Here is a 24,291-nt window from a genome sequence, read left to right on the forward strand (position 1 = left end):
CGCCCAATTGCATGATCGACAGTGCCCTGCTTGGATGGCAGGGGGGCGGTCGATTTGTTCGACACATTGCGGAGGACCCACCATGGCCGATCCGACAGCCGAAACCATCACCGAGGAAGCCGTAGAAACGGTTGAAGACGCCGTCGAAACGGTCGAAAGCCTTGCCGAAGACATCACCGAAAGCGTGTCGCCCTTCCTGGACTACGGTCATCAGGTTGCGCAGCGCTTTATTGAGCAATTCTCGGGGCTGGATGGGGTTATATCGCTGGCCATTCTGGTGGCTGCGGCCTTTGTCGGCTGGTCCCTGCGCCGCCCGGTGCATGCCTTGGTCGAACAGGTCTGGCCCAATGTCGATCAGGGGCGGCCCTTTCTGGGCAATTTGAAACATGTGGTCCACCGGGTCGCCGTGCCGTTTGTGCTGGCGGTGCTGCTCTGGATCGCGATTCCGGTGCTGCGCGAACTTGGCGTCGTAAACGAGGTTTTGCGGATCGTCGCCTCGATGCTTCAGGCGTGGATCGTCATCAACCTGTTCTCCGCCGTTGTGCGTGATCCGTCTTGGTCCCGGACCTTTGCAGCCGTGGCTTGGGTGCTGGCGGCGCTGTACATCATGCGGCTGCTCAACCCGTTGATTGCCCTGCTGGACGGCATGAGCATGACCTTGGGCACCAGCGTTATTTCGCTTTACGACATCATCAAAGCCTCGGGCCTGTTGGTCATTCTGATCTGGCTGGCACGGGCCTTTGTCAGCTTTGTGCAGGCGCGTTTGAACCGGTCGCAAAACCTTGCCCCGGCGGTGCGGTCGCTGATCGTGCAGACGGTGAAACTGCTGACGTTGTTTGTTGCCGTGCTTTTGGCGCTCAATGCCGTCGGCGTTGATCTGACGGCACTGGCGGTCTTCTCGGGTGCGTTGGGTGTCGGGATCGGGATCGGCCTTCAGGCCATCGTGGCGAACCTGTTTTCAGGTCTGACCCTGATGATGGAAGGCGCGATCAAGGTGGGCGATTACATCGAACTTCCGTCGGGCGTGCGCGGCGAGGTCAAGGAAATCAGCACCCGCGCCACGCGGATCACCACCAATGACAACGTCGATATTCTGGTGCCGAACTCAGAATTCGTGAACGGCCAAGTGGTCAACTGGACGCTGAAAGACCGCGTCTGCCGGGTCCATATTCCCTTTGGCGTGGCCTATGGCAGCGACAAGGAACTTGTGCGCAAAGCCGCGCTTGAGGCCGCCGCCGAGGTTGAGCACGAACTGAAAGGGCCGGGGTCCCGCCCGGCCGAGGTGTGGCTGACCAATTTCGGCGCAAGCTCGCTGGACTTTGAGCTGGTCGTATGGCTAAAGCCCGAAGCCGTTCAACGGCAGGCGCGGGTGCGTGCGGATTACAACTGGGCGCTGGAAACGGCCCTGACCAAGCACGGCATTGAAATACCGTTCCCGCAGCTAGATCTGCATGTGAAACCGGGGGCCAAGCCCTTTATCGTGACTGGCAAGGAGTCTGAGAGTTGAGCGGCGACAACATCGCCTGTCCTGTGTGCGACGTGATGTACCATTTGCCGCCAGAACTGGCGGATGGGGAAACGCGCTGCGCCCGCTGCGGTTACCGGCTGACCCTTGGCCAGTCCGAGGCCATCACCCGCGTGGTGGGGCTGGCACTGACGTCGGTTGTGCTGATGGGCATGGTGGTGTTCCTGCCGTTCCTTGATCTGGAGGCGGGCCAGTTCAGCAACTCGGCCACGGTTTATGACGCGGTGATGGGGTTCTCGACCGGGATCATGATGCCTTTGTCGCTGGCGGTGATGGGCTTCATCATCGTGCTGCCCTTGTTGCGGTTCGGGCTGCTGATCTATGCTCTCGCGCCCGTGGTCCTGCATCGCCCCAACGCGCCCGGTGCAAATGCCGCGCTGCGTGTTGCGATCCGGCTGAAACCCTGGGCCATGGCCGAGATTTTCATGGTCGGCGTCGCGGTTGCGCTGGTCAAGCTGGCGGGGATGGCAACGCTTCATATGGGTCCAGCCTTCTGGGCCTTCGTCGGGGTGGTGGTGGTGGCCGCCCTTAAAGATACGCTCATGTGCAGGAATACGTTATGGACCGCGCTGGCCAACAACAAAGCCTGACTACGGCCCGCGAAGCGGGAATGGTCGGGTGTACCTATTGCGGGCTGCTGTTGCCGATGGATCAAGCGCATTGCCCGCGCTGTGGTGCCGGGTTGCAAAGTCGCGACGACCAGAGCCTGCAAAAGGTTTGGGCGTGGTTGCTCGCGGGTCTGATCGCCTATGTTCCGGCGAACCTGTATCCGATGCTGCGCACAACGCAGATGTTCCACACGACCGAAAGCACCATCGTCGGCGGTGTCAGTGATCTGATCCATCACCATGCCTATGGCATTGCTTTCATCGTGTTCTTTGCCAGCGTGGTGATCCCGATCGGCAAGTTCATCGTGATTGCCTATCTGGCCTACCTGATGAGCAGGCCGCACAAAAGCGATCCGCACAGGCTCCACCTTCTGTATGAGGTGGTCGAATTTATCGGACGTTGGTCGATGATCGACGTCTTTGTCGTGGCCATCCTGACTGCGTTGGTGCAGTTCGATGTCTTGGCGACGATCAACCCCGGAATTGCGGCCGTTTGCTTTGCGCTCTCTGTCGTTTTCACAATGCTGTCGGCCCAAAGCTTCGACTCTCGTCTGATCTGGGACCGGCTTGAGAAAGGATCCTTCCATGGATGAAAGCCAACTTGCCACGCCGGTCAGCGCCCCAAAGCGCAAGCGCCTGTCGCTGGTCTGGCTGATGCCGGTTCTGGCGGTGGTCGTGGCCGTTGCCGTTGTTGCCAAGAACTATGCCGAAAAAGGCCCGTTGATTTCGGTTTCGTTTCAGGCGGCGTCGGGCATTGAAAAGGGCCAGACCGTCGTCCGGTTCCGCGATCTTCAGGTCGGCATCGTCGAAGACATGAGCTTTGCCCCCGGCTTGACCGCCATTGAGGCGCATATCCGTCTGGACAAGAAAATCGCCGACTACGTGGACGAGTCCGCCGAATTCTGGCTGGTGGAACCGCGCGTTTCGGCGCGTGGGGTTTCGGGTCTGAACACGGTCCTGTCGGGCGTTTATATCCAAGGCAACTGGGATGCGACGCCGGGCGAAAAGGTCCAGCATTTCGTCGCCCGCAAAACGCCGCCGCTTGTCACCCATGGTGACAACGGGTCCGTCGTGGTGCTGCGTTCGCGCGGCGACACGCAACTGTCCAATGGCGCGCCGGTGATGTTTAACGGGATTGAGGTGGGCCGCTTGGGCGAACCCAAGCTGTCGGACACCGGATCAACCGTCACGGTTGAGGCCTTTATCGAAGCGCCGCACGACCAGCGCCTGACCACCAACACCCGGTTTTGGGACATTTCGGGCATTTCGCTGAATGTCGGGGCAGGGGGGCTTTCGGTTGATGTTGAGAGCCTTGCCGCACTGGTTGAAGGCGGCATCAGCTTTGGCACCATGGTGGCGGGCGGAGATGCGGTCCTGCCGGGCCATGTGTTCGACATCTACGACACCGAAGAACATGCCCGCGAAAACGTCTTTGACGGCGATAGCGCGGAAAACCTGCGTCTGTCGGTACTGCTAGACAACCATCAGGGCGGGCTGACCGTAGGCGGGAATGTCCGCTTTCAAGGCGCCAAGGTGGGCGAGGTCACAGACCTGAACGGCTATGTCGATCCCGAAACCCGCAAGGTGAAACTGCTGGTCGAATTTGCTGTATCGCCATCGAAGCTGGGGCTTGGGGACGACTCTGCCCTGCATATGGACGGCTTGAAAAGCCGTGTGGCAAATGGCCTGCGGGCGCGTTTGGCCTCCGAAGGGTTGCTTGGTCAGACGGTTGTTCTGGAACTGGTCGACTTCGACGACGTCGCCCCGGCGGAACTGGTGACCAATGTGACCGATCTGCCGCTTGTGCCAAGCGGCGAGTCAAACCTGAAAGACGCTTCGCAGACGGTGGACGGGTTGATTGGCCGGATCAACAGCTTGCCGATCGAAGAGCTGATGAACTCAGCCATCGGCACCTTGGACGGCATTACCGCCTTCGTGGCCAGCCCCGAAGCCCGGGAAATCCCGGCCAATGCCAATGGTCTGCTAGTCGACACGCGTGAGGTCATCGCCTCGGGCGCGACGCGCAAGGCCATCCAAGACCTTCAGACCGCCGCATCGGACGTTCAGGCCCTTGTTGGCCGGATCGAGTCCAGCACCGGCCTAGACACGTTCCTGGGCGCGCTCGAACGCTCTGACAGCATCATGACCAACATTGACGCCTTCTCGGGCAAGCTGCCTGCGATTGCCGATGATATGGAGCAGATCACCGCGCAACTGGCGGCCCTGCAATTGCAGGAACTGGTCAGCGATGCCTCGGCTGCTGTGGCCGCCCTGTCCGATGTTGTGACCGACCCGAGCTTGAAGACCGTCGGCCCGGATGCGGCGGCGTCGATGGCGTCCTTGCAGCAGATCCTTGCTGATTTGGAGCAAAGCGGTCTGGTGGCCGAACTCAGCGCTGCCGCAACGAATGCCGATGGCCTTTTGTTGGATCTGCGCAGCGCCACCGCCGATGTGCCGACGCTGGTCAATGACGCAAGCGCGGTGGTCGCCTCGATCAAGGATCTGCCGATCGAAACGGTTGTGCAATCGCTGGACCGTCTGCTGAACCGCGGCGAGGCTGTGCTATCGGCACCGGGGATCGAAGACATTCCCGTCGCCCTGCGCAACACTCTGGTCGAACTTGAAACCAGCCTGACTGCATTGCGCGAAGGCGGCGTTGTCGATAGCCTGAATGCAACGCTGAAATCTGCGCAAAGCACGATGGAGGCCATCGAAACCGCGACGGTGCAAGTGCCGGACGTGGTCGCACGCCTGAACCGTGTGGCCGGCGCGTTGGAGCAGACAATCGCGGGATACGGGCCTGAGTCGCGCCTGAACCGGGATGCTCAGAACGCCATCAACGAAGTGGCCCGCGCGGCCGAAGCGTTCCGATCCCTGGCGCGCACCATCGAACGCAATCCCAATTCTCTGATTACGGGACGATAGATATGAAACCCATTGCTGCCCTTTTGATTGCAACCGCCCTTTGGGGCTGTGCGGGGGATCCTGCCCGCGTCGTCGTTGCGCCTGAAACCTCAACCATGACCGTCCGCACCACCGCGCGGTCGGTGGAAATCAAAGAAGTTTCGCTTCCGGCCTATGCCAAGGAAGACAAGATCGCCCTGCAAAACGCCGACGGGTCTGTCACGTCGTTGGAGGATTCCATTTGGGCGGATGAACCCGAACGCGCGATGACCAACGCCTTGGTGCGCAACCTGACCGCCATCACGGGCCGGCAGATCGCCGCTTCACCCTGGCCGCTGCGCGGGTTCCCCGATGCTGAGTTGAGCGTCCGGGTTGAACAGATGTTGGTTCAGGCCGGGGCTGGCCTGCTGCTGACGGGGCAATATGCCGTTGGCTTTGAATCCGGGGCAGGGCAGATCAAGCCCTTCTCGATCACTGTACCTGTTTCCGCGACCGACCAGAACGGCGTTGCCCAAGCGCATGATGCAGCTTGGCGCCAGCTGGCGGAACGCATTGCGAAGGACCTGTAAAATGCTACAGAAATTGAAGTTTGTCGCCCTTGCCGCTGGCCTTGCCTGCGCCGGGGCCGTCCATGCCGAAACCGTTGTCGATGTGCACGCGGGCCTTGGGGTCAAGTATGGCCCGGCCTATTTCGGTGCCAAGAAAATGGTTGCCGGTCCCACGGGCCGTTTGCAGGTGAACGAGTTGTCGTTCGGCAAAATGGCCTATGATGGCCGGGTTGAGAAAACGGGCTTTGGCCTGCGCGGTGGTTTCCGCTTTGTCGGCGCACGCCGGGCCTCGGACTCGCCCGAGCTGGCGGGCCTGCCTGATATTGATCCGGCGTTGGAGCTGGGACTTGGCATCGGCTATGAGGCCAAGAACTGGCGTGCCTTCGCCGATCTGCGCCAGGGTCTGGGCGGACATCACGGGCAGGTTGCCGAACTGGGCGCGGATCTGAAGCTGCCGGTATCGGACAAGCTGACCGTGACCTTTGGGCCGCGCGCGCTTTATGGCTCGGCGGATTATATGAACACCTATTTCAACGTCAGCGCGGCCTCGGCCCTGACCAGCAGCTTTGCCGCCTATTCGGGCGGCGCCGGGCTGGTGTCGACGGGCGTGTCGCTCAAGGCCAATTATGACATCAGCCCAGTTTGGCGTGTCACCTTCGGTGCGGATTACGACGTGCTGCGCGGCGATGCCGCCAAAAGCCCGATTGTACAGACCGACAAGCAGGGATCGGTGTCTGTGGTCCTAAGCCGGGCACTGCGCATCGCATTCTAAAGCAAATGGCCCGCCTTGATCGGGCGGGCCATCCTTTGTCAGATGATTTCGTCTTCGTCGAACATCGGGTCATCGCCCAATTGGGCGTTCAACCCTTCGACAGCATTCTCCGCCCTGACAACCGAAGCCACGCGGCCCAAGTGGAACAGGGCATCGCCTTCGTTGACAATCGGCATAACGGCGCGGCCCACAACGATGCCGTCGAACGGGGCGCGGATGTCCTTTTCCTGTTCGCCGAACGGGTCGGACACGGTGGCCATCAGATCGCCTTCGCGGACCAATTCCCCATCGGCCTTATAGAGCCGCAACAGCCCGCCCATCGGCGCACGCAGCCATTTGGACGATGGGCAGAATTGCGGGGCGGCCTTGGGTTTCGAAACCCCCTTGGATGAGATCATATCCAAATGACGCATGACCCGCAGAATGCCTGCCAAACCGGCCCGCACCGACAATTCATCGAACCGCAGCCCTTCGCCGGATTCATATAGCAGCACATCCTTGCCCAGATCCTGCGCCGTTTGCCGTAGCGATCCTTCACGCAGGGGCGAGCGCATGACGATGGGCGCGCCGAACACCTTTGCCAGTTCCTCGGTCCGGGGGTTGTCGGGCGAAATACGCACCTGCGGATAGTTCGTCCGGTGAATCGCCGCGGAATGCAAGTCGATCCCCAGATCGGACTTGGCCACGATTTCGTTGGTGAACAGATCGGCCAAACGCCCCGCGAGCGATCCCGTCGCGCTGCCCGGAAAGACGCGGTTCAGGTCGCGCCGGTCGGGCAGATATCGCGAATGGTTTAGAAACCCGTAGGTGTTGACGATGGGAATGGCGATCAGCGTGCCGCGCAGGGCGTTCAGGTTGGTCGCGCGCAGCAAGCGGCGCACGATCTCAACGCCGATCACCTCATCGCCGTGCACGCCGCCGCTGACAAAGATCACCGGGCCGGGGCGTTTGCCGTGGACCACATGCGCCGACATGGTGACGGGCGTGTGGTCTGACAGAACGCTGACGGGCAGGTTTACGGTTTTCCGTTCGCCCGCCGCGATCTTGTGGCGGCCAAGCTGAAACGCCGGGCGCGGCGTCGTCTTGGGCATCAACCTTTGCCCTTGGTGCGGGTCTTACCGGGGGTCGCGTTCTTTTCCAGATACTCGATCATCTTGCCAGCAATATCGAGGCCAGTGGCTTTTTCGACGCCTTCCAGACCCGGAGAGGAGTTCACCTCCATAATCACCGGCCCATGGTTGGCGCGCAGCATGTCCACGCCGCAGGCATTCAAACCCATCGACTTGGCCGCACGAATGGCGGTTGCGCGTTCCTCGGCGGTCAACTTGACCACCTGGGCCGAGCCGCCCCGGTGCAGGTTCGACCGGAATTCGCCTTCGGCCCCGGTGCGTTTCATTGCGGCAACAACCTTACCGCCCACGACGATGGCGCGGATGTCGGTGCCACCTGCCTCTTTGATGAACTCTTGGACCATGATGTTCACACCCGCGCCGCGGAACGCTTCGATCACGGATTTCGCGGACCGGTCGGTATCGGCCAGAACCACACCGATGCCCTGCGTTCCTTCCAGCAGCTTGATGACCAGCGGCGCACCGCCTGCCAGTTTCAGCACTTCTTCGGTTTGCTTGGGATCATGGGCAAAGGTGGTGACGGGCAGGCCAATGCCGTCGCGCGCCAGCAATTGCATCGACCGCAGTTTATCGCGCGACCGTCCAATGGCGACGCTTTCGTTCAAGGGGTAGACGCCCATCATCTCGAACTGGCGGAGCACGGCGGTTCCGTAGAACGTGACCGAGGCCCCGATGCGCGGGATCACCGCGTCAAAGCCCGTTAGCTTTTCGCCCTGATAGTAAATTTCGGGGCGACGTGCGGCGATGTTCATATAGCACCGCAGGGTATCAATGATGTGCAATTCGTGCCCACGTTCCTCAGCGGCTTCTTTCAGACGCTTGTGGGAATACAGGTTCGCGTTGCGGGCAAGCATGGCGATTTTCATTTGGTGTCCTTTCTGCGGCGCTGGTCGGTGCGGGCGGATAGTAGGAAAGCGCGTTTTGTGTGAACGGCGATCGCGTGATTCTTTAACGCCGTCCGACCGACGATCATGGGAAACGTCATGTTGGTCCGATCGGCAAGTGACAAATCTATGACCCATGTTTTGGCCCCGAAACGGGCCTTGGTTCGGATCACATATCGGTCTTCGGGCACGCCCGATGTGTTCTTGATGGCGCGTTCTTCGTGAACGGGGGCTTCGCGCAGGGGGCCGGGGGCGTTGTGTTCATCCACAACCCGAAACCGCACCCAAGGCTTGCCACCTTTTTCAAAGGCTTCAATATCGGTGGCATGCAACGCAGTTGTGCGTGCGCCGGTGTCGATTTTGGCTTTGATCGGGTCGATATGCAACTCGGGCAGGGTGACATATTCCATCCAGCCGATGACCGACACCTGCCCGATGGACCGGGGTTTCTGCGGGGCGTGTTTAACAGGCATTAGACCAACCAGGGCATCATCAGCGATGCAAAGCTAAGAACAAAGAAGAAGCCGGCCATATCGGTGATTGTGGTCAGCAACGGGCCGCTGGCGGCGGCGGGGTCTTGGCCAAGACGTTTGAGCAGCAAAGGCACCACGCCGCCGATCGATACGGCCAGAACGGTGTTCAGCGCCAGCGCCGAACCAATGACCAGACCCAAGGCCGGATTGCCCTTCCAGATCCAAGCGACGATGCCAATCAGCAGGCCAAGCGCCACGCCGTTGATCAGACCGACCGACACCTCTTTCATCCAGACGCGCATCGCGTCCATCGGCCGCACGAGCCCAAGGCTCAGTTCGCGCATGGTGACGCCCACGGCTTGGTTGCCGGAACAGCCGCTCATGTCCGAGACCATCGGCAGGAAGACCGCCAGCGCGATGACGGCGGCAAGCGTTTCCTCATAGGCCGAGATGACCGAGGCCGCGACAACGTTCAGCACAATATTCGCCGACAGCCACGCGAGACGGCGGCGCGATCGAAGCCACAGCGGCATTGAGCGCAGTTCGTCCCCCACAAGGCCCTGACGTTTCAGGCTTTCGGTTTCGGACCGTTCCAGCACGGCGTCGGACACGGCGGTACGGGATACGACACCCACCAGAATTCCGGTTTCATCCACAACCGGAATGCCCAGGAACGGATGCTTGTCAAAGACGTCTTCCAGATCGGGCAGCGGCATATCCACCGGCACGGTCAGCGGTTCGACCATAATGGTTGGCAGCAGGGCGCTGCGTTTGGCCGTCAGCAGGCCGCGCAGGGACACCACGCCAACCGGGCGGCCCTCTTCGTTGACGACATAGGGGTGCTGACCGCGATAGCGTTCAAATTCCTCATCATCCGAAGCGACCCAGCGCAGAACCTTGCCCACGGTGTCCGTATCAAGGAACCGCAGCATTTCGACCATCATCAGGCCGCCGGCGGTATTGTCGTCATACTGGGCAAGGCGGCGCACGTCGTCGGCGTCTTCCTCGTCCATCTCATTCAGAATGGCCTCGGCGTCTGCGTCGTCCAATTCGCCAATCACGTCAGCCTGAATGTCCGAGTCCAGTTCCTCAAGGATCTCGGCGGCGCGGTTCGACTCCAGCATTTCGACCAGTTCGACGGCCACCTCATTGGGGGCCTCTTCGATCAGGATGGCGGCCATTTCGGCCGGCACCAGTTCGAGCACGCGCGACCGGTCGTCGACATGCAAGGTCAGCAGTTCGCGCAGGGCTTCGCTATGGGACAGCGGATCCAGAATTTCTGTGAGCAGTTCCGCATCAGATGACTGAACCGCCCCAAGAATTGCCTGTGACCGATCTGGGGCTTCAAGGGTCTCGATGTCTTGTTCCAATTGCGCCTCCTGTTTTCTGGGTTGAATCGGCTATAAAGTACGTGATAAATTTTTGTCTATAGACAATTTTGGATTTACTATGATCTGTACTGACTATGCTAGCGTGGCCGTGCGTCTGGCCAAACTCTATTCCGAAGACTTTGGCGGGAAGGCGTCAGGCCGGTATCGCATCCCTGAAAAGATCCTTCGGGATATGATGGGGCGGCGGCGTCTGTACGAAACAGACATTCTGGCATTGCAGCGTGCGATGTCCGAAGAGGGCTATGTTCTGATCGATATGGACAATTTCTTTGTCGTCATGAGCGCCAATTCCTTTGTCAATTACAGACGGGTCAGCAAGGACGCGCTGGACTAACCTGCGCGCCCTTACCGGGGCCGAGCCGTGATCCGAAACTGTTCGGCGTGTCCGGTGACGCGCCTCTGACCCCCTCCCTGTGTCATCAGAATGGGACTTTTGCTTGCAAAAGCAAAATTCAAAATAATAATGGATGAAACGAGAATCCGTTATTTTCCGATGCAGGGGCCGCGATGGACATTGTTCTGATCCGCACCTTTCTGGAAGTTGCCGCAACCGGCAGTTTCGTCAATTCCGCCGAACGATTGTTCGTGACGCAATCTGCGGTCAGCCTTCGCATTCAGCGGCTTGAGGATTCGCTAGGCCGTCCTTTGTTCACCCGGTCCAAGGCCGGGGCCGAATTGACGGCGGCGGGGCGCGAGTTTGAGCGCTATGCCCTGTCGCTGATCAAGATCTGGGAAGAAGCCCGCCAGCAGGTCGCCATTCCCGAAGGCTTTACCGAAAGCCTGACCATTGGCGCGCAGTATTCGCTTTGGCCGCGTTTGGGCTTTCGCTGGATCGATGCCTTGCAAGTGGATCGCCCACAATTGAACCTGCGGGCTGAACTGGGCATGCCCGACCGTCTGACGCGGTTTCTGATCGAAGGCGTGGTGCAGGCGGCGCTGATGTATACGCCGCAGCTCAGGCCGGGCCTGTCGACCGAACAGGTGATGGAGGAAGAGCTGATCCTTGTCGCCGGGTGGCCTGATCCGACGCTGGACCAACTTCCGGGCCGCTATGTCTTTGTCGATTGGGGGCCAGAATTTGTGCAGGCCCACGCGCTGCATCTGCCTGATCTGGTCAATCCCGGTCTGACCATGGCGCTAGGGGCGATGGCGGCGGATTTCATCTATCGCCGGGGCAAAGCCGCCTATCTGCCCGCGCGCTACGTGGGCAGGTATCTTGAGCGGGGGGAATTGCACCTTGTGCCGGATGCCCCGATCTTTCCCTATCCGGTCTGGGCCGTCTGGCGCGATGATCTGCCGCCCGAGATCAAGACCGCAGCTTTGCACACGCTGCATAACGTGGCGCGGCAGTTGAACTCAGATCAGGATGAGGTGATGCACGCCCTGGAAGAAATCAGCGAAGAGGATTTGGAAATCCTCGGTCACGGTGACGAAGGCTAGGCCCTTATTCGTCCAACGATCCGTGGATCGCGAACTGCTCTAGCCCGGCGTCTTGCGCCTCAATGATGCGGTACGCCTCGTTCACCCCGGCCTCGGTCAATTCTCGTGCGACGGTCAACAGGGTGTTCGGCGCATGGTCTTCGCACAGGTCAGCCATTTGAAACAGCTCTTCGCGGGCAACGGGGCGGGCGGCATCGATGGATGGGGCGCCATAATAGGTGACGAAGTGCTGGGCCAGCGCCGTTTCCAGCGTGGACAATTCTGCCGCTTCGAGCTGCGTGACGGCGACAAAGGTCACACGGCCCCCGGTTTCCAACCCGAACCAACCATTGGCAAAGGCCTGACGTGCTTTGCCGGTCAGGTCCGCCTCGGTCCAGTTGGAAAACTCAAACCCGCCGGGAATGCACCATTCGCCGGTTTGGGCAGGCGTGGCAAACACATGCGTGTCGCTTTCGTCAAAGTGAATAGCTCGGGCGAGTTTCATGGAGTGTCCTCCAACAAGGTGGTCAGGGGGATAAGATGGGTCGTTTCGCTGTCACGCAGCAGCATGCCAAAGTCTTCATCGACGCCAAGGAAGGTGCCGGTCAGTCCGTTACGGGTTGTTTCTTCGCCCATGCCATGGGCCAGCCCGCGCCATTCGCCATGCAGCGGGCGGGTGCCTTCGGCGTCCCATCGGGTGATCCAATGCAGGGTGTGCCGCGCCCAGGCCTCTAGCAGGGCGGTCGGGTCCACATCGGCGCAGCCTTCGGCAAACAGCGATGTCCGGTCAGGCCGGTCGCCGGGGCGGTCATCTTCGGGCAGCAAGGGCAGGCGGAACCCAACGACCAGCCAATCGGGGACCGCTTCAGGGTCGGTGGAGGATGCCAAGACCCGCAATTGCCCGCACGAGGCCCCGTTGACCCGGATGCCGCCTTCCCAATCAAGATGTACGGCGACTTCGGGCGGGGCCAGAACGCCAAGCGCGTTCTGAAACCCGATCCCGCAGGCAGGCAGCATGGCCATGGCTTTGCCCAAAGGCACCTCGGGCGCAAAGACCAAGGCCGCCTCAAGCGTGGTGGTGCCTTTGGCGTAGGCAACCAGCCCGGCATCGCAGCCCGTGGTTGCCCGCAGGCAAGCATGTTCGAACGCGCCGCCTGTGGCCGGCTCGCCATATAGCAAAGGCGGGAAAGTCAGCGCGTCAGTCATGCTCAGGCCACCCCCATCGCCACCAGCGCATTGGCCACATCGCGGAAGGCGCGGGCCTGCGGGCCGTCGGGTTGGCTGACGGTGATTGGTGCGCCACCATCAGCGGCCAGCCGGATTTGCAGATCCAAGGGCACCTCGGCCAGCAAGGGCACGCCCAGCTTTGCCGCCTCGGCCGCCACGCCGCCATGGCCGAAGACATGTTCTTCGTGGCCGCAGTTCGAGCAGATATGCGTGCTCATGTTCTCGATCATGCCAAGGATCGGTACGTTCAACTGCTTGAACATATCAATCCCCTTCCGCGCATCCAGCAAGGCCACGTCCTGCGGGGTTGAGACGACAATCGCGCCGTCCACCTTGGCCTTCTGGCTGAGGGTCATCTGCACGTCACCGGTGCCCGGCGGCAGATCGACGATCAGCACATCCAAAGCGCCCCATTGCACCTGCATCATCATCTGCTGAAGCGCGCCCATCAGCATCGGCCCGCGCCACACAACGGCCTGATCTTCGTTGGTCATCAGGCCAATCGACATCATCGTCACGCCATGGTTGCGCATCGGCAGGATGGTTTTGCCATCGGGGCTGGCCGGACGGCCCGACACGCCAAGCATCCGCGGCTGGCTGGGTCCATAGACATCGGCATCCAGTAGGCCAACCTTGCGGCCCTGCTGTGCCAAGGCACAGGCGAGGTTGGCCGAAACGGTGGATTTGCCCACACCGCCCTTGCCCGAGGCAACCGCGATGATATGCGCCACGCCGGGAATGGATTGCGGTCCTTTGGGTTCCGCTGGTTTGCTGGGCTTCAGATCGGGCGGTGCCTTTTCGGAATGGCCGGTCAGCACGATCATCACCTTGCTGACGCCGTCCAGCGCGTTCAGCGCGGCTTCGGCCTGTTCCTTGATGGCGGTGTATTGCGTTGCAAGGCTTGGCGGGATTTCCATCACGAAACGCACTGCGCCCGCCTCATCGACGTTGAGGGCGCGGACAATGCCGCTGGCCATCAGATCGCTTCCGCTGGCCGGGTCGGTGATGGTTTTCAGAACCGCAAGAACGGCATCTCTGCTGGCTGGCACTTAAGCGTCTCCCTTGATCTCGCCGGTCACTTCATGGGTCATGCCCAGTTCTTCGATCGTGACAACGGCTTTGACGGAGTAGGTTTTGCCTGCCGCGTCCGAATTGCGCAATGCCTCTTCGATGGCTTGCTGCGAAGTGACCCCAACTTGCTTGAGGAATTTCCGCATCGACATGTTGAATTCGTCTGGCATTTTACGCTCCTTGCGTGGGAATTGACGCATCCATCATGGGCCGATTAGGCTCTAACACATGTGGATTCGTGGTTTTCTGATGATCTTCGTGGCGGCCTTGATGCCGCTTGGCGCAATGGCTGACGACCGGTTGGTGCGCCTGCGTGTGCCGGATGCTTTGGTCGAAACCGGGGCGCTGAAATACATCCTGCCGCGGTTTTCGCTGAAGACCCAAGTGCGGGTTCAGATCACCCAAGGCGACGCGGACATGGTGTTTGGCGATGTCGGCGCGCCGCTGTTCGAAGGCGCGGGTAGGCTGTGGCGGATGGAGATTCTGAGCCCCGATCACCCCGGCACTGCGCGGCTTGTTGAATGGCTGACGTCGGACATCGGTATGCGCACCATTTTGGCCTATGCCCCGGAAGGCGAGGCGCTGTTTACCTTGCCAAGCGCCCCCGAACCCGAGGTGGTTGAGGTTGCTTTTGACGGCGACCCGGATCAGGGGCTGGTGATGGCGCGGGCGCAATGCAACCGGTGCCATGTGGTGGATGATGACGTGCGGCGCGGGATCGGCTCGACCCCCAGTTTCGCCGTGCTGCGCAGCCTGCCCGATTGGGCCGATCGGTTCAGCACCTTCTACGTGCTCAACCCGCACCCGTCCTTTACGGCTATTGATGGCGTGACATTGCCCTTCGCCAAGGATCGCCCGCCACCCATCGTTCCCGTGACCCTGACGCTTGAGGATCTGGAAAACGTGCTGGCCTATGTGGCCGCGATGACTCCGGCCGATCTGGGCGCACCGCTTGCGCATCAGTGATCGCGCCGCTTGCTGAAGTAATCATCTGTCGTGCGCGGCTTGGGCCGCTCGCCCCCGGCAAAGGGATTGTTGTCGGTGTGATACTGGGCATTGACGCGGCAATCGTCACACATCTGGATCATGCGGATGCGGTCGCCATCGGCGAACATCGCGTGGGACGATAGCTTTTCGGTGATCCGGTCGATGGTCGATTTCACGCCAAACAGCGTGCCGCATTCGACACAGGGGAATGGCTCTTCCTCGTTGATGACCTCTTGGCGCAGGGCGCTGTCTGTCAGGTTCAGGCGCGGCTCTAGCGTGATCGCCTTTTCCGGGCAGATGGTGGCGCACAATCCGCATTGCAGGCAGGCATCCTCTTGGAAACGCAGCTGCGGCAGGTCCGGGTTGTCGCCCAACGCGCCCGACGGGCAAAGCGAGACGCAGGACAGGCACAGCGTGCAGGCGTCTTGATCCACCAGCACCGCGCCATAGGGTGCACCGGCGGGCAGGGCCAGTGTTTCGGCTTCGGGATGCAAGGCGCGGGCGGCTTGGCGGGTGATCTGACGGCGCTGGCCCATCGGGCGCACAGGGTTGGCCACCGGCGCGGGGGCCGCTTCGGCATACAGTTGATCGGACAGCGCATCGGGGTCAGGCGTGTCGATCAGGATCACGCGGGTTTCACCACCAATAGCCCCGGCCAAGGCAACTTGCGCGGCAAGCGCTTCGGCATCGGCCTTGGGTCCCGGCAGAAGCGAAACCGAGGCAAATCCAGCGGCTAGGGCGGCGACGATCTCGGCATGGCCAAAGGCGCCGATGGCTGACATCTCCAGCGGGATCACGTCGGCAGGCAAGCCGCGCCCATAGCGGGCGGACAGGCGGATCATCTCGGCGCCGTGGGCGTCATGGACCAGCAGGCGCGGTGCGGAGCCGCCCGCGTCCAGATAGGCTTTGGCCAGCGTTTGCGTTCGGCGCATGGTCAGATCTACGGGCGGCGCATCGTAGGAAATCGCGCCCGACGGGCAGGCCGAGGAACAGGCCCCGCAGCCCGCGCAGATCATCGGATCAATGGTCACATGATCGCCGTCAGGTGTGATCGCCCCGGTCGGACACAGGTCCAAACAGCGGGTGCAGCCGGTTTGCCCGGCGCGGGAGTGCGCGCAAAGCAGCGCCTCGGTCCGCACATACAGCGGCTTTTCGAACACCCCAACCAGATGCGAGGCAGCCAGCACCGCCGCAGCCACACCCGGCGCATGGCGCGGGTCGGCGCGCAGATAGCCTTCGCGCTTTTCATGGGCGGGGAACAGTGGATCGGTGCCGCGCAGATCCAACAGGATATCGCAGTCAGACACCCCGCCGTCTTGCGGCGCGGTTAACGTCAAGCCGCCGCGCCCGCCCGGTTCGACCTGTTGCAGCCGGTCGATGACCACTTCGAACTGCCCCAGCGCTCCTTTGGCGCGGCGCAACTGGCCGACGACCACGTCAAAATCGCGGGTGTCTGGGATGTCGCCCGCGCTACCCAGAAGCACCGTGACCCCAAGAAAATCCTTCAACTGATCCGCCGCAGCAAGCGCCACAGCCGCCGGGCCAAGGATCAGGCAAAGCCCTTCGGATACCACATCGAGCGATTTTTCCAGCGGCGCGGGCAGCATCGCTTCGGCCACAAGGGCGGACATTTTGGGTAGCTTTGAGGCGGAATCCGCGCTCCAGCCGGCCCGATCACGCAAGTCCAGCAGGGCAGGGGCCTCGACCCCTAGTTCCTCGGCCAGAGCCTCAAAAACGCGTCCCTCTTGGGTGCAGCAAAAAATTGACTCGCCTGCCGTGATCGCCGCAGCGGCGCGGTCAATTTGCGTGGTGCAAAGCGCAGAACAGGTGGGCGGCACGTCAAGCCCGGTCGCATCAGCGAGTGCCTTGGCGTCAATGGTCTGACTGTCCAAACAATCACATGTTATCAAAGTCTTAGACATGCGTGCCTCCCTGTGTTTTGGGCCTGTAACTGACTGTTTTTTGCCCTCATTTGCCCAAATGCTACGCATGATTCGACTGCGCTCACAACCGGATTTCTGTCTCGCTCGGGCGACAAGGACCACCCTGAAAGCCCGGAAATGGGCTAGGTGATTCGGTCGAAACTTGGCGGGGCGATAACCAAGCAAATCACTAGGATTAGACATTTCGTCCTTTGCGGTTTCCCGGCGTCGGGCCATCTGCCCATTTTGTCCGAGAATGAAACTTCCCTTGGTAAAGTCCCGAATTCTCGTTGCCCGAACGGCAGTCGCTCGCTCTTATTTTCAAAAGGGAGGACGCCGGTCGGTGTATCATAATCCAAGAATGTATCGCGTGATGCCGGTTGGCATCGTCCTGCGCAAAGCGCCGGGCGTGACACGTTGGGTGCCTTGGAACTGGACCGCAACCGCCGTTCTGCCGGGCGCTGGCCCCGCTGATTGGCGAGAGTTGCGCCGTGAAGGTGAGGTGGTCGAATATCACGCGGCCACCGTTCCGCTTGAGCTTCATGGCGCTGAGACTGAGGCCTATCTGACCGGACTGACCGCTGAGGTGCCCTCGGTCTATGTGGTGATGCGCGAAGCCGATGAAGGCCCGATGCCCTATGAGGTGCTGCTGATCACCGCATCGCCCTACCAAGCGCAGGATTACACCGACAGCGGCGACGAGATCGTCGAGAAGATTCCGATGCCGCATGGGTTGGTGGCTTGGGTGCGGGAATTCGTCGAAGAGTTTCACCAAGAAGAAGTCTTCGTCAAACGTCGCCGCGATAAGAAGCGGGTCGATCTTCAGGAAGACGGGATCGGCGACGCCCGCGTTGCCAAAGCCGGGGATATCTATGCTTCGCCCGCGCTGAAGCGGAGACGTCTGCAATGAGCGATTTTTGGTCCCGCCGCAAAGCCGCCGTCGAACAAGAGGCCCGCGCCGAAGAAGACGCGCAGGCCGCCGCCGTTGTTGCCGCCGAACAGGCCGCGCTTGAGGAACGGACGGACGAGGACATCCTTGAAGAGCTGGGCCTACCCGATCCTGATGTGATGGAAACGCCGGACCAAGTGCGCAGCCTGCTGGCCGCCACCGTGCCGCAACGCCTGAAGACCCGCGCCCTGCGCCGGTTGTGGCGGCTCAATCCGACGTTGGCCAATCTGGATGGGCTGGTCGATTACGGCGGCGATTTCACCGACAGCGCGAATGTGATCGAGAACCTGCAAACCGCTTATCAGGTCGGCAAGGGCATGGCCTCGCGCATTCAGGAAATGGTCGAAGCCGCCGCGCAAGAGGCCGAAGACAAAGAGGCCAAAGCCGAGCCGGAAGCGCCGCAAACCGTTGCCGCCGAACCCGAGGCCGCGCCGCAAATTGCGCCCGCCCCGGCACCGGCACCCGAATTTACACCTGAACCCGAAGACGCACCCGTTCTGGCCGCTTCGTCGCGCCGGATGCGGTTCCGCTTTGACCATGCCACATGATGGAAAGGACAAGATGACAGCCGCCGTTGCCGCCACCATCGCCGAAGAAGACCGCTTGCGCGCGGATCTTTATAATTTCCTAGGGGTTATTCTGGCGAATCCGCCGGACCAAATGTTGTTGGATCAAACGGCAGGTCTGTCGGGCGATGCGTCGGATCTGGGTCAGGCGATCACCACGCTGGCCAAGGTGGCCAAGCTGTCCAAGCCCAAAACGGTCGAGAGCGAGTTTAACAAGCTGTTCATCGGTTTGGGCCGGGGCGAATTGCTGCCCTATGCCAGCTATTACCTGACCGGCTTTCTGAACGAAAAGCCGTTGGCGGTGCTGCGCCAGGACATGACCGCCAAGGGCCTGGCACGGTCCGAAGCGGTGTTCGAACCCGAAGACAATATTGCCAGCCTGATGGAGATGATGGGCGCGATTATCGTTGGCCGCTTTGGAGCGCCTGCGGATCTGGCGTCTCAGAAGGAATTCTTCAACCGGCACATCGGCCCATGGGCCAGTCACTTTTTCGCAGATTTGGAAGCCGCCAAGAATTCGGTCTTTTACACGCCCGTCGGCACTGTCGGGCGCTTGTTCATGGAGATCGAGGCCGAGGCCTTCCGGATGAGCGCGACCTAAGGGCCGCAAACCGGCGGGCAACCGCCTTAACCAGAGAGGAGGACTCTCATGACCAAGAAAACCGAGGACGGCAAAAGCCGCCGCGATTTTCTGAAACTGGCCGGGACTGCTGCGCCGCTTGCGGCGGTGGCAGTGGCGACCAGCGGGACGGAGGCGACCGCCGCCGAACCCGACCTGTCTCTGAATGAGATGCAGGATACCGCGCATACGCGCGCCTACTACAGCAGCGCCCGTTTCTAAACGGACGATGCCAAACCGGCAGGGAACAACTGGTTGCGTGACGCCCGACCGTTCCAAGCCAAACTGAGTGCCACGCGAGCAAGGCCGGACGGCCGGGCAAGCAAGGGAGAGAACAAATGTTGAGGAAAAAGACCAACGGGGTTGCGCGACGCCCCCAGCGGACAAGTATCCTTTCCGAAGCTGCGAATGCTTCGGTGGACCGCCGCGCCTTTTTGCGCGGGTCGGGTCTGGCCATCGGCGGCCTGGCAGCGATTGCTGCCACGGGAGGAACCGTCACTCAGGCCAGCGCGGCAACAGCGGCCAAAGGAACTGTTGAACTAAAGAAATCTGTGTGCACCCACTGTTCGGTGGGCTGTACCGTGGTTGCCGAGGTGCAAGACGGCGTCTGGATCGGGCAAGAGCCCGGCTGGGACAGCCCGTTCAACCTGGGCGCCCATTGCGCCAAAGGCGCAGCCGTGCGTGAACACGCCCATGGCGAACGCCGCCTCAAGTACCCGATGAAGAAAGAGGGCGGTGAGTGGAAGCGCATCAGCTGGGAACAGGCGATCAACGAGATCGGCGACCAGATGATGACGATCCGCGATGAAAGCGGACCGGACAGCGTTTACTGGCTCGGCTCGGCCAAGCACAACAACGAACAGGCCTACCTGTTCCGCAAGTTCGCCGCCTACTGGGGCACGAACAACGTGGACCATCAGGCGCGGATTTGTCACTCGACCACGGTTGCCGGTGTTGCGAACACCTGGGGCTATGGTGCGATGACCAACTCGTACAATGACATCCACAACTCCAAGGCCATCTTCATCATCGGTGGCAACCCGGCCGAGGCGCACCCTGTGTCCCTGCTGCACGTCTTGCGTGCCAAGGAACAGAACAACGCCCCGCTGATCGTCTGCGACCCGCGCTTTACCCGCACCGCAGCCCATGCCGATGAATATGTGCGCTTCCGTCCGGGGACGGACGTTGCCCTGATCTGGGGCATTCTGTGGCACATCTTTGAAAACGGCTGGGAAGACAAAGAGTTCATCCGCACCCGCGTTTGGGGCATGGACCAGATCCGCGAAGAGGTGAAGCGCTGGACTCCGGAAGAGTGTGAGCGCGTTACCGGCGTTCCCGGTGAACAGCTGCGCCGCGTGGCGCTGACCATGGTCAACAACCGCCCCGGCACCGTGATCTGGTGTATGGGTGGCACGCAGCACACCAACGGCAACAACAACACCCGCGCCTATTGCGTGCTTCAGCTTGCGCTTGGCAACATGGGTGTTTCGGGCGGCGGCACCAACATCTTCCGTGGTCACGACAACGTGCAGGGCGCAACCGACCTTGGTGTTCTGTCGCACACCCTTCCGGGCTACTACGGTCTGGCCAAAGGGTCGTGGGGCCACTGGGCACGCGTCTGGGGCGAAGACTTTGACTGGCTGAACGCACAGTTCGCCAAGGACAAAGGCGCCGACGGCAAGGACAAGGATCTGATGTATGAAACCGGTATTCCGGTATCGCGTTGGATCGACGGTGTTCTTGAAAAACCGGAAAACATGGACAACCCCGACAAAGTCCGGGCCATGGTGTTCTGGGGCCACGCACCCAACTCGCAGACCCGAATGGTCGAAATGAAGAAGGCGATGGAACTGTTGGACATGCTGGTCGTGATCGACCCGTATCCCACGGTTTCGGCGGTTCTGCATGACCGCACCGACGGTGTTTACCTGCTTCCGGCAACCACGCAGTTCGAAACCTACGGCTCGGTCACCGCGTCGAACCGTTCGATCCAGTGGCGCGAAAAGGTTGTTGATCCGCTGTTCGAGTCCAAGACCGACCATGAGATCATTGGCCTGTTCGCCCAGAAATTCGGCTGGCATGACCGGTTCTTCCGCAACATCGGGATCGAAGATGACGGGGTAACCCCCAACATCGAAGACACGCTGCGCGAGATCAACAAGGGCATGTGGACCGTTGGCTATACCGGCCAATCGCCAGAGCGCCTCAAGCTGCACATGGAAAACCAGCATACGTTTGACAAAACGACGTTGCGCGCTGTGGGTGGCCCGGCCGATGGGGATTACTACGGTCTGCCGTGGCCATGCTGGGGCACTGCCGACATGAAGCACCCCGGCTCGCCGAACCTCTACAACATCAACCTGCCGGTAAAGGATGGCGGTCTGCCGTTCCGCGCCCGCTATGGTGTTGAGCGGAATGGCGAAAACCTTCTGGCCGAAGGCGTTTCGAACCCCGGTGCTGAAATTCAGGACGGCTATCCCGAATTCACCATGGCCATGCTGCATGATCTTGGTTGGGACAAAGACCTGACCAAAGCAGAATGGGCCGTGATGGAGGCAATTGCCGCTGGCAGCTTCTCGGGTGTCGAAGAGCTGAACCTTGCAGCCGCCGACTATGAAGACGGTGAAACCCCTGATGCCATTGAGGCGAAGTGGTCCACATCGGGCGATGCAATCGGTAAGATCAACTGGAAAACCGACCTGTCGGGCGGCATCCAGCGGGTCGCGATCCTGCATGGCTGTGCACCTTATGGGAACGCGAAAGCCCGGACCGTTGTCTGGACCTTCCCCGATCCCATTCCGGTTCACCGCGAACCGCTCTACACGAACCGCCGGGATCTGGTGGCGGATTATCCGACCTATGAAGACCGTAAGTTCTATCGTCTGCCGACGATGTACGCTTCGATCCAGAAGAACGACTTCAGCAAGGATTATCCGATCATCCTCACCTCGGGCCGACTGGTCGAATACGAGGGCGGCGGGGATGAAACCCGATCCAACCCGTGGCTGGCCGAACTTCAGCAGGACATGTTCGTCGAAATCAACCCGCGTGACGCCAACAATCTTGGTGTGCGGGACGGCGCGCAGTGCTGGGTCGAAGGGCCTGAAGGCGGCAAGGTCAAGGTTAAGGCAATGGTGACCAATCGGGTCGGCGAAGGCGTTGCCTTCATGCCGTTCCACTTTGGCGGCCATTTCCAGGGTGAAGACCTACGGAGCAAATACCCCGATGGGTCCGATCCGTATGTGCTTGGTGAATCCACCAACACCGCCCAGACCTATGGCTATGACAGCGTGACCCAGATGCAGGAGACGAAAGCGACTCTCTGCAAGATCATGCCAGCGTAAGGAGATAGAGAATGGCTAGAGCAAAATTTCTCTGTGACGCCGAGCGCTGCATCGAATGCAATGCCTGCGTCACCGCCTGTAAAAACGAGCACGAAGTGCCGTGGGGGATCAACCGCCGCCGTGTGGTAACGATCCAAGACGGCCTTCCGGGCGAACGCTCGATCTCGGTTGCTTGTATGCACTGTTCGGATGCGCCTTGTATGGCCGTCTGCCCTGTGGACTGTTTCTACCAGACCGAAGACGGTGTGGTGCTGCACTCCAAGGATCTGTGCATCGGCTGTGGTTACTGCTTCTACGCGTGCCCCTTCGGCGCGCCGCAGTACCCGCAGGCTGGCAACTTCGGATCGCGCGGTAAGATGGACAAGTGTACCTTCTGTGCCGGTGGCCCTGAGGAGAACAATTCCAACGCGGAATTCTCCAAGTATGGCCGTAACCGGATCGCCGAGGGCAAGCTGCCGATCTGCGCCGAAATGTGTTCGACCAAGGCCCTGCTGGCGGGGGATGGTGACGTCGTGTCGGCCATCTACCGCGAGCGTGTGGTATCGCGTGGCTTCGGCTCCGGTGCCTGGGGTTGGGGTACGGCCTACGAACAGAAGGCCAACTGATCCACCTTCGTTGACAGGCCGGACTGTGTTCGGCCTGTCCTTCGCATGCCTAAGGTGAGGTGGGGGTGTCCCCACCCCGTCTGCACGGCTGGCCGGTAGGGCGGGTTTGTAACCCACCGCCCCTTGCGACAAGACAGGAACAAACCATGCTGCGCTTTTTTGCGGCCTTCTTTGCAGTTCTGTTGATGCTTCTTCCCCTGCATGCCGGGGCGCAGAGCACTGACACGGCTGCCCCCGCGATTGACCGCACCGCCACGGGCGGCGCGCAAACCCTCGACGATATTCTGCGCCGCCAGGCCCAGATCAAGATGGATGACAGTTTCCGGTCGGACAATACCGGCGGAACCTCGGTGCCGCCGCCGAATGGTGCGCCGCTTGGCACGTCATCCGATTCCGATGTTTGGCGGGCGCTTCGATACAACAAGGCGGATGTCCGGATTAGTACCGCAAACCCCGTCGGCACCGTGCTGATGCAAGACGGCGGGATGAAATGGTATGAATTCCGCGAAGGGCCGTTGACCCATTACGGCAGCTGGCTGTTGCTGGGCACCATGGCCGCGCTGATCGTCTTCTACCTGCTGCGCGGCCGTATCCGCATCGACGAAGACATGACGGGCCGCACCGTCACCCGTTTCCAGTTCTTCGAACGCTTTTCCCATTGGCTGCTGGCCGGGTCGTTCATCTTGCTGGGTGTGACGGGCCTGCTGACCCTGCTGGGGCGGCTTTATATTGCGCCCTACCTGGGCAAGGACGTGAACGCCACCCTGCTGACCGCGTCAAAGTTCATCCACAACAACGTGTCTTGGGCCTTCATGCTCGGGCTGATACTCGTGTTCTTCCTGTGGGTCTGGCACAATATCCCGAACCGGCTTGATCTGGTGTGGTTCTCGCAGGCGGGCGGCATCATCGGCAAAAAGCACCCGCCCGCAAAAAAGTTCAACGCAGGCCAGAAGATCATCTTCTGGTCGGTCATCCTGCTGGGTGGGTCGATCTCGATCTCGGGTCTGTCGCTGTTGTTCCCGTTCGAACTGCCGCTGTTCGCCGCATCATTCCACCACCTGAACGATCTGGGCGTGCCGGGCTGGTTTGGCATGGCCCCGCTGCCCACCGAACTAACGCCGCAGAACGAAATGCAACTGGCGCAGCTGTGGCACGCGATCGTGGCCTTTGTTCTGATGGCGATCATCATCGCGCATATCTACATCGGCTCTGTCGGGATGGAAGGTGCGTTTGATGCCATGGGCACGGGCGAGGTAGATGAGGCATGGGCCCATCAGCACCACTCGATCTGGCTGGACGAAGTCAAAGCCAAAAAGGGTGCGCCCCCGGCGGAATAATCAGGGCCAG

The 24,291-nt window shown here is 60.9% G+C and carries 25 protein-coding genes; 16 read left to right on the forward strand and 9 right to left on the reverse strand.

All coding sequences use genetic code 11. The annotated features are described in order from the left end of the window. The first annotated feature begins 82 nt into the window (after positions 1–82). The 6 genes from PRI8871_RS19830 to PRI8871_RS17285 are packed head-to-tail and all read left to right on the forward strand — an operon-like array spanning position 83 to position 6,357. Positions 83–1,507, forward strand: coding sequence for a mechanosensitive ion channel family protein (locus tag PRI8871_RS19830; RefSeq protein WP_219929045.1), 1,425 nt, complete (start codon positions 83–85; stop codon positions 1,505–1,507). Then, positions 1,504–2,115 carry a paraquat-inducible protein A gene (locus PRI8871_RS17265; protein WP_245897937.1) on the forward strand — a complete coding sequence of 204 codons (612 nt, stop codon included), beginning with the start codon at positions 1,504–1,506 and terminating at the stop codon, positions 2,113–2,115. The genes PRI8871_RS19830 and PRI8871_RS17265 overlap by 4 nt, the downstream gene beginning before the upstream one ends. After that, entirely contained in the window at positions 2,085–2,726 is a 642-nt protein-coding gene (locus PRI8871_RS17270) for a paraquat-inducible protein A (protein ID WP_108887443.1), read from the forward strand. The genes PRI8871_RS17265 and PRI8871_RS17270 overlap by 31 nt, the downstream gene beginning before the upstream one ends. Beyond that, entirely contained in the window at positions 2,719–5,058 is a 2,340-nt protein-coding gene (locus PRI8871_RS17275) for a PqiB family protein (protein ID WP_108887444.1), read from the forward strand. The genes PRI8871_RS17270 and PRI8871_RS17275 overlap by 8 nt, the downstream gene beginning before the upstream one ends. Positions 5,059–5,060: 2 nt before the next feature. Beyond that, positions 5,061–5,606 carry a PqiC family protein gene (locus PRI8871_RS17280; RefSeq protein ID WP_108887445.1) on the forward strand — a complete coding sequence of 182 codons (546 nt, stop codon included), beginning with the start codon at positions 5,061–5,063 and terminating at the stop codon, positions 5,604–5,606. A 1-nt stretch (position 5,607) separates the two neighbouring features. Continuing rightward, positions 5,608–6,357, forward strand: coding sequence for a MipA/OmpV family protein (locus PRI8871_RS17285; RefSeq protein WP_181389511.1), 750 nt, complete (start codon positions 5,608–5,610; stop codon positions 6,355–6,357). 38 nt (positions 6,358–6,395) lie between these two features. Here PRI8871_RS17285 and PRI8871_RS17290 read toward each other — a convergent pair whose 3' ends face one another. From PRI8871_RS17290 to mgtE, 4 genes are read right to left on the reverse strand one after another with little or no spacing between them, the layout of a single operon-like run. Next, entirely contained in the window at positions 6,396–7,448 is a 1,053-nt protein-coding gene (locus PRI8871_RS17290) for a succinylglutamate desuccinylase/aspartoacylase family protein (RefSeq protein WP_108887447.1), read from the reverse strand. Next, positions 7,448–8,353 (reverse strand): 30S ribosomal protein S6--L-glutamate ligase, encoded by a 906-nt coding sequence (gene rimK / locus PRI8871_RS17295; RefSeq protein ID WP_108887448.1) that lies wholly within the window; start codon positions 8,351–8,353, stop codon positions 7,448–7,450. Before rimK ends, PRI8871_RS17290 begins: the two co-directional genes overlap by 1 nt. Then, entirely contained in the window at positions 8,350–8,844 is a 495-nt protein-coding gene (locus PRI8871_RS17300; protein ID WP_108887449.1) for an ATP-dependent zinc protease family protein, read from the reverse strand. The genes rimK and PRI8871_RS17300 overlap by 4 nt, the downstream gene beginning before the upstream one ends. Beyond that, positions 8,844–10,214 (reverse strand): magnesium transporter, encoded by a 1,371-nt coding sequence (gene mgtE, locus PRI8871_RS17305; RefSeq protein ID WP_219929046.1) that lies wholly within the window; start codon positions 10,212–10,214, stop codon positions 8,844–8,846. The genes PRI8871_RS17300 and mgtE overlap by 1 nt, the downstream gene beginning before the upstream one ends. Before the next feature lie 79 nt (positions 10,215–10,293). Between mgtE and PRI8871_RS17310 the strand changes: the two genes are divergently transcribed. Together PRI8871_RS17310 and PRI8871_RS17315 are read left to right on the forward strand one after the other, a co-directional pair. Then, positions 10,294–10,569 carry a hypothetical protein gene (locus tag PRI8871_RS17310; protein ID WP_108887450.1) on the forward strand — a complete coding sequence of 92 codons (276 nt, stop codon included), beginning with the start codon at positions 10,294–10,296 and terminating at the stop codon, positions 10,567–10,569. 173 nt (positions 10,570–10,742) lie between these two features. Then, complete coding sequence (locus PRI8871_RS17315) at positions 10,743–11,675, forward strand: LysR family transcriptional regulator (protein WP_108887451.1); 933 nt, start codon at positions 10,743–10,745, stop codon at positions 11,673–11,675. 4 nt (positions 11,676–11,679) lie between these two features. Here PRI8871_RS17315 and PRI8871_RS17320 read toward each other — a convergent pair whose 3' ends face one another. Genes PRI8871_RS17320 through PRI8871_RS17335 form a run of 4 tightly spaced genes read right to left on the reverse strand, consistent with a single transcriptional unit; the run spans position 11,680 to position 14,122 of the window. Next, positions 11,680–12,159, reverse strand: a complete 480-nt coding sequence (locus PRI8871_RS17320) for a DUF6505 family protein (protein ID WP_108887452.1) — start codon at positions 12,157–12,159, stop codon at positions 11,680–11,682. Further along, positions 12,156–12,860, reverse strand: a complete 705-nt coding sequence (locus PRI8871_RS17325) for a biotin/lipoate--protein ligase family protein (RefSeq protein ID WP_108887453.1) — start codon at positions 12,858–12,860, stop codon at positions 12,156–12,158. The genes PRI8871_RS17320 and PRI8871_RS17325 overlap by 4 nt, the downstream gene beginning before the upstream one ends. A gap of 2 nt (positions 12,861–12,862) precedes the next feature. Next, on the reverse strand, positions 12,863–13,930 hold the full coding sequence (locus PRI8871_RS17330; protein ID WP_108887454.1) for an Mrp/NBP35 family ATP-binding protein: 1,068 nt from the start codon (positions 13,928–13,930) through the stop codon (positions 12,863–12,865). Further along, positions 13,931–14,122, reverse strand: a complete 192-nt coding sequence (locus tag PRI8871_RS17335; protein WP_108887455.1) for a DUF6494 family protein — start codon at positions 14,120–14,122, stop codon at positions 13,931–13,933. A gap of 58 nt (positions 14,123–14,180) precedes the next feature. On the opposite strand from PRI8871_RS17335, the gene PRI8871_RS17340 reads away from it, so the two are divergent. Beyond that, positions 14,181–14,918 carry a hypothetical protein gene (locus tag PRI8871_RS17340; protein ID WP_108887456.1) on the forward strand — a complete coding sequence of 246 codons (738 nt, stop codon included), beginning with the start codon at positions 14,181–14,183 and terminating at the stop codon, positions 14,916–14,918. Here PRI8871_RS17340 and PRI8871_RS17345 read toward each other — a convergent pair. Beyond that, positions 14,912–16,861, reverse strand: coding sequence for a 4Fe-4S binding protein (locus tag PRI8871_RS17345; RefSeq protein ID WP_108887457.1), 1,950 nt, complete (start codon positions 16,859–16,861; stop codon positions 14,912–14,914). The two genes, PRI8871_RS17340 and PRI8871_RS17345, sit on opposite strands and share 7 nt — an antisense overlap. A gap of 373 nt (positions 16,862–17,234) precedes the next feature. Here PRI8871_RS17345 and PRI8871_RS17350 point away from each other — a divergent pair, with 373 nt between their 5' ends. From PRI8871_RS17350 to PRI8871_RS17380, 7 genes are all read left to right on the forward strand, one after another. After that, on the forward strand, positions 17,235–17,771 hold the full coding sequence (locus PRI8871_RS17350; RefSeq protein ID WP_108887493.1) for a DUF3305 domain-containing protein: 537 nt from the start codon (positions 17,235–17,237) through the stop codon (positions 17,769–17,771). After that, positions 17,768–18,358: a DUF3306 domain-containing protein gene (locus tag PRI8871_RS17355; protein ID WP_108887458.1), complete on the forward strand. Its 591-nt coding sequence runs from the start codon at positions 17,768–17,770 to the stop codon at positions 18,356–18,358. Before PRI8871_RS17350 ends, PRI8871_RS17355 begins: the two co-directional genes overlap by 4 nt. 13 nt (positions 18,359–18,371) lie before the next feature. Next, on the forward strand, positions 18,372–18,977 hold the full coding sequence (locus PRI8871_RS17360; protein WP_108887459.1) for a TorD/DmsD family molecular chaperone: 606 nt from the start codon (positions 18,372–18,374) through the stop codon (positions 18,975–18,977). Between the two features lie 48 nt (positions 18,978–19,025). Beyond that, the gene (locus PRI8871_RS17365; RefSeq protein WP_108887460.1) at positions 19,026–19,217 is read left to right on the forward strand and encodes a twin-arginine translocation signal domain-containing protein; all 192 of its coding nucleotides are present in this window, start codon (positions 19,026–19,028) and stop codon (positions 19,215–19,217) included. Positions 19,218–19,333: 116 nt separating this feature from the next. After that, entirely contained in the window at positions 19,334–22,339 is a 3,006-nt protein-coding gene (locus PRI8871_RS17370) for a formate dehydrogenase subunit alpha (RefSeq protein ID WP_108887461.1), read from the forward strand. An 11-nt stretch (positions 22,340–22,350) separates the two neighbouring features. After that, positions 22,351–22,944, forward strand: coding sequence for a formate dehydrogenase FDH3 subunit beta (fdh3B, locus tag PRI8871_RS17375; protein ID WP_108887462.1), 594 nt, complete (start codon positions 22,351–22,353; stop codon positions 22,942–22,944). Positions 22,945–23,090: 146 nt separating this feature from the next. Beyond that, on the forward strand, positions 23,091–24,281 hold the full coding sequence (locus PRI8871_RS17380) for a formate dehydrogenase subunit gamma (protein WP_108887463.1): 1,191 nt from the start codon (positions 23,091–23,093) through the stop codon (positions 24,279–24,281). Positions 24,282–24,291: the final 10 nt, after the last annotated feature.

The organism is Pseudoprimorskyibacter insulae, from assembly GCF_900302505.1.
Classification (GTDB): Bacteria; Pseudomonadota; Alphaproteobacteria; order Rhodobacterales; family Rhodobacteraceae; genus Pseudoprimorskyibacter; species Pseudoprimorskyibacter insulae.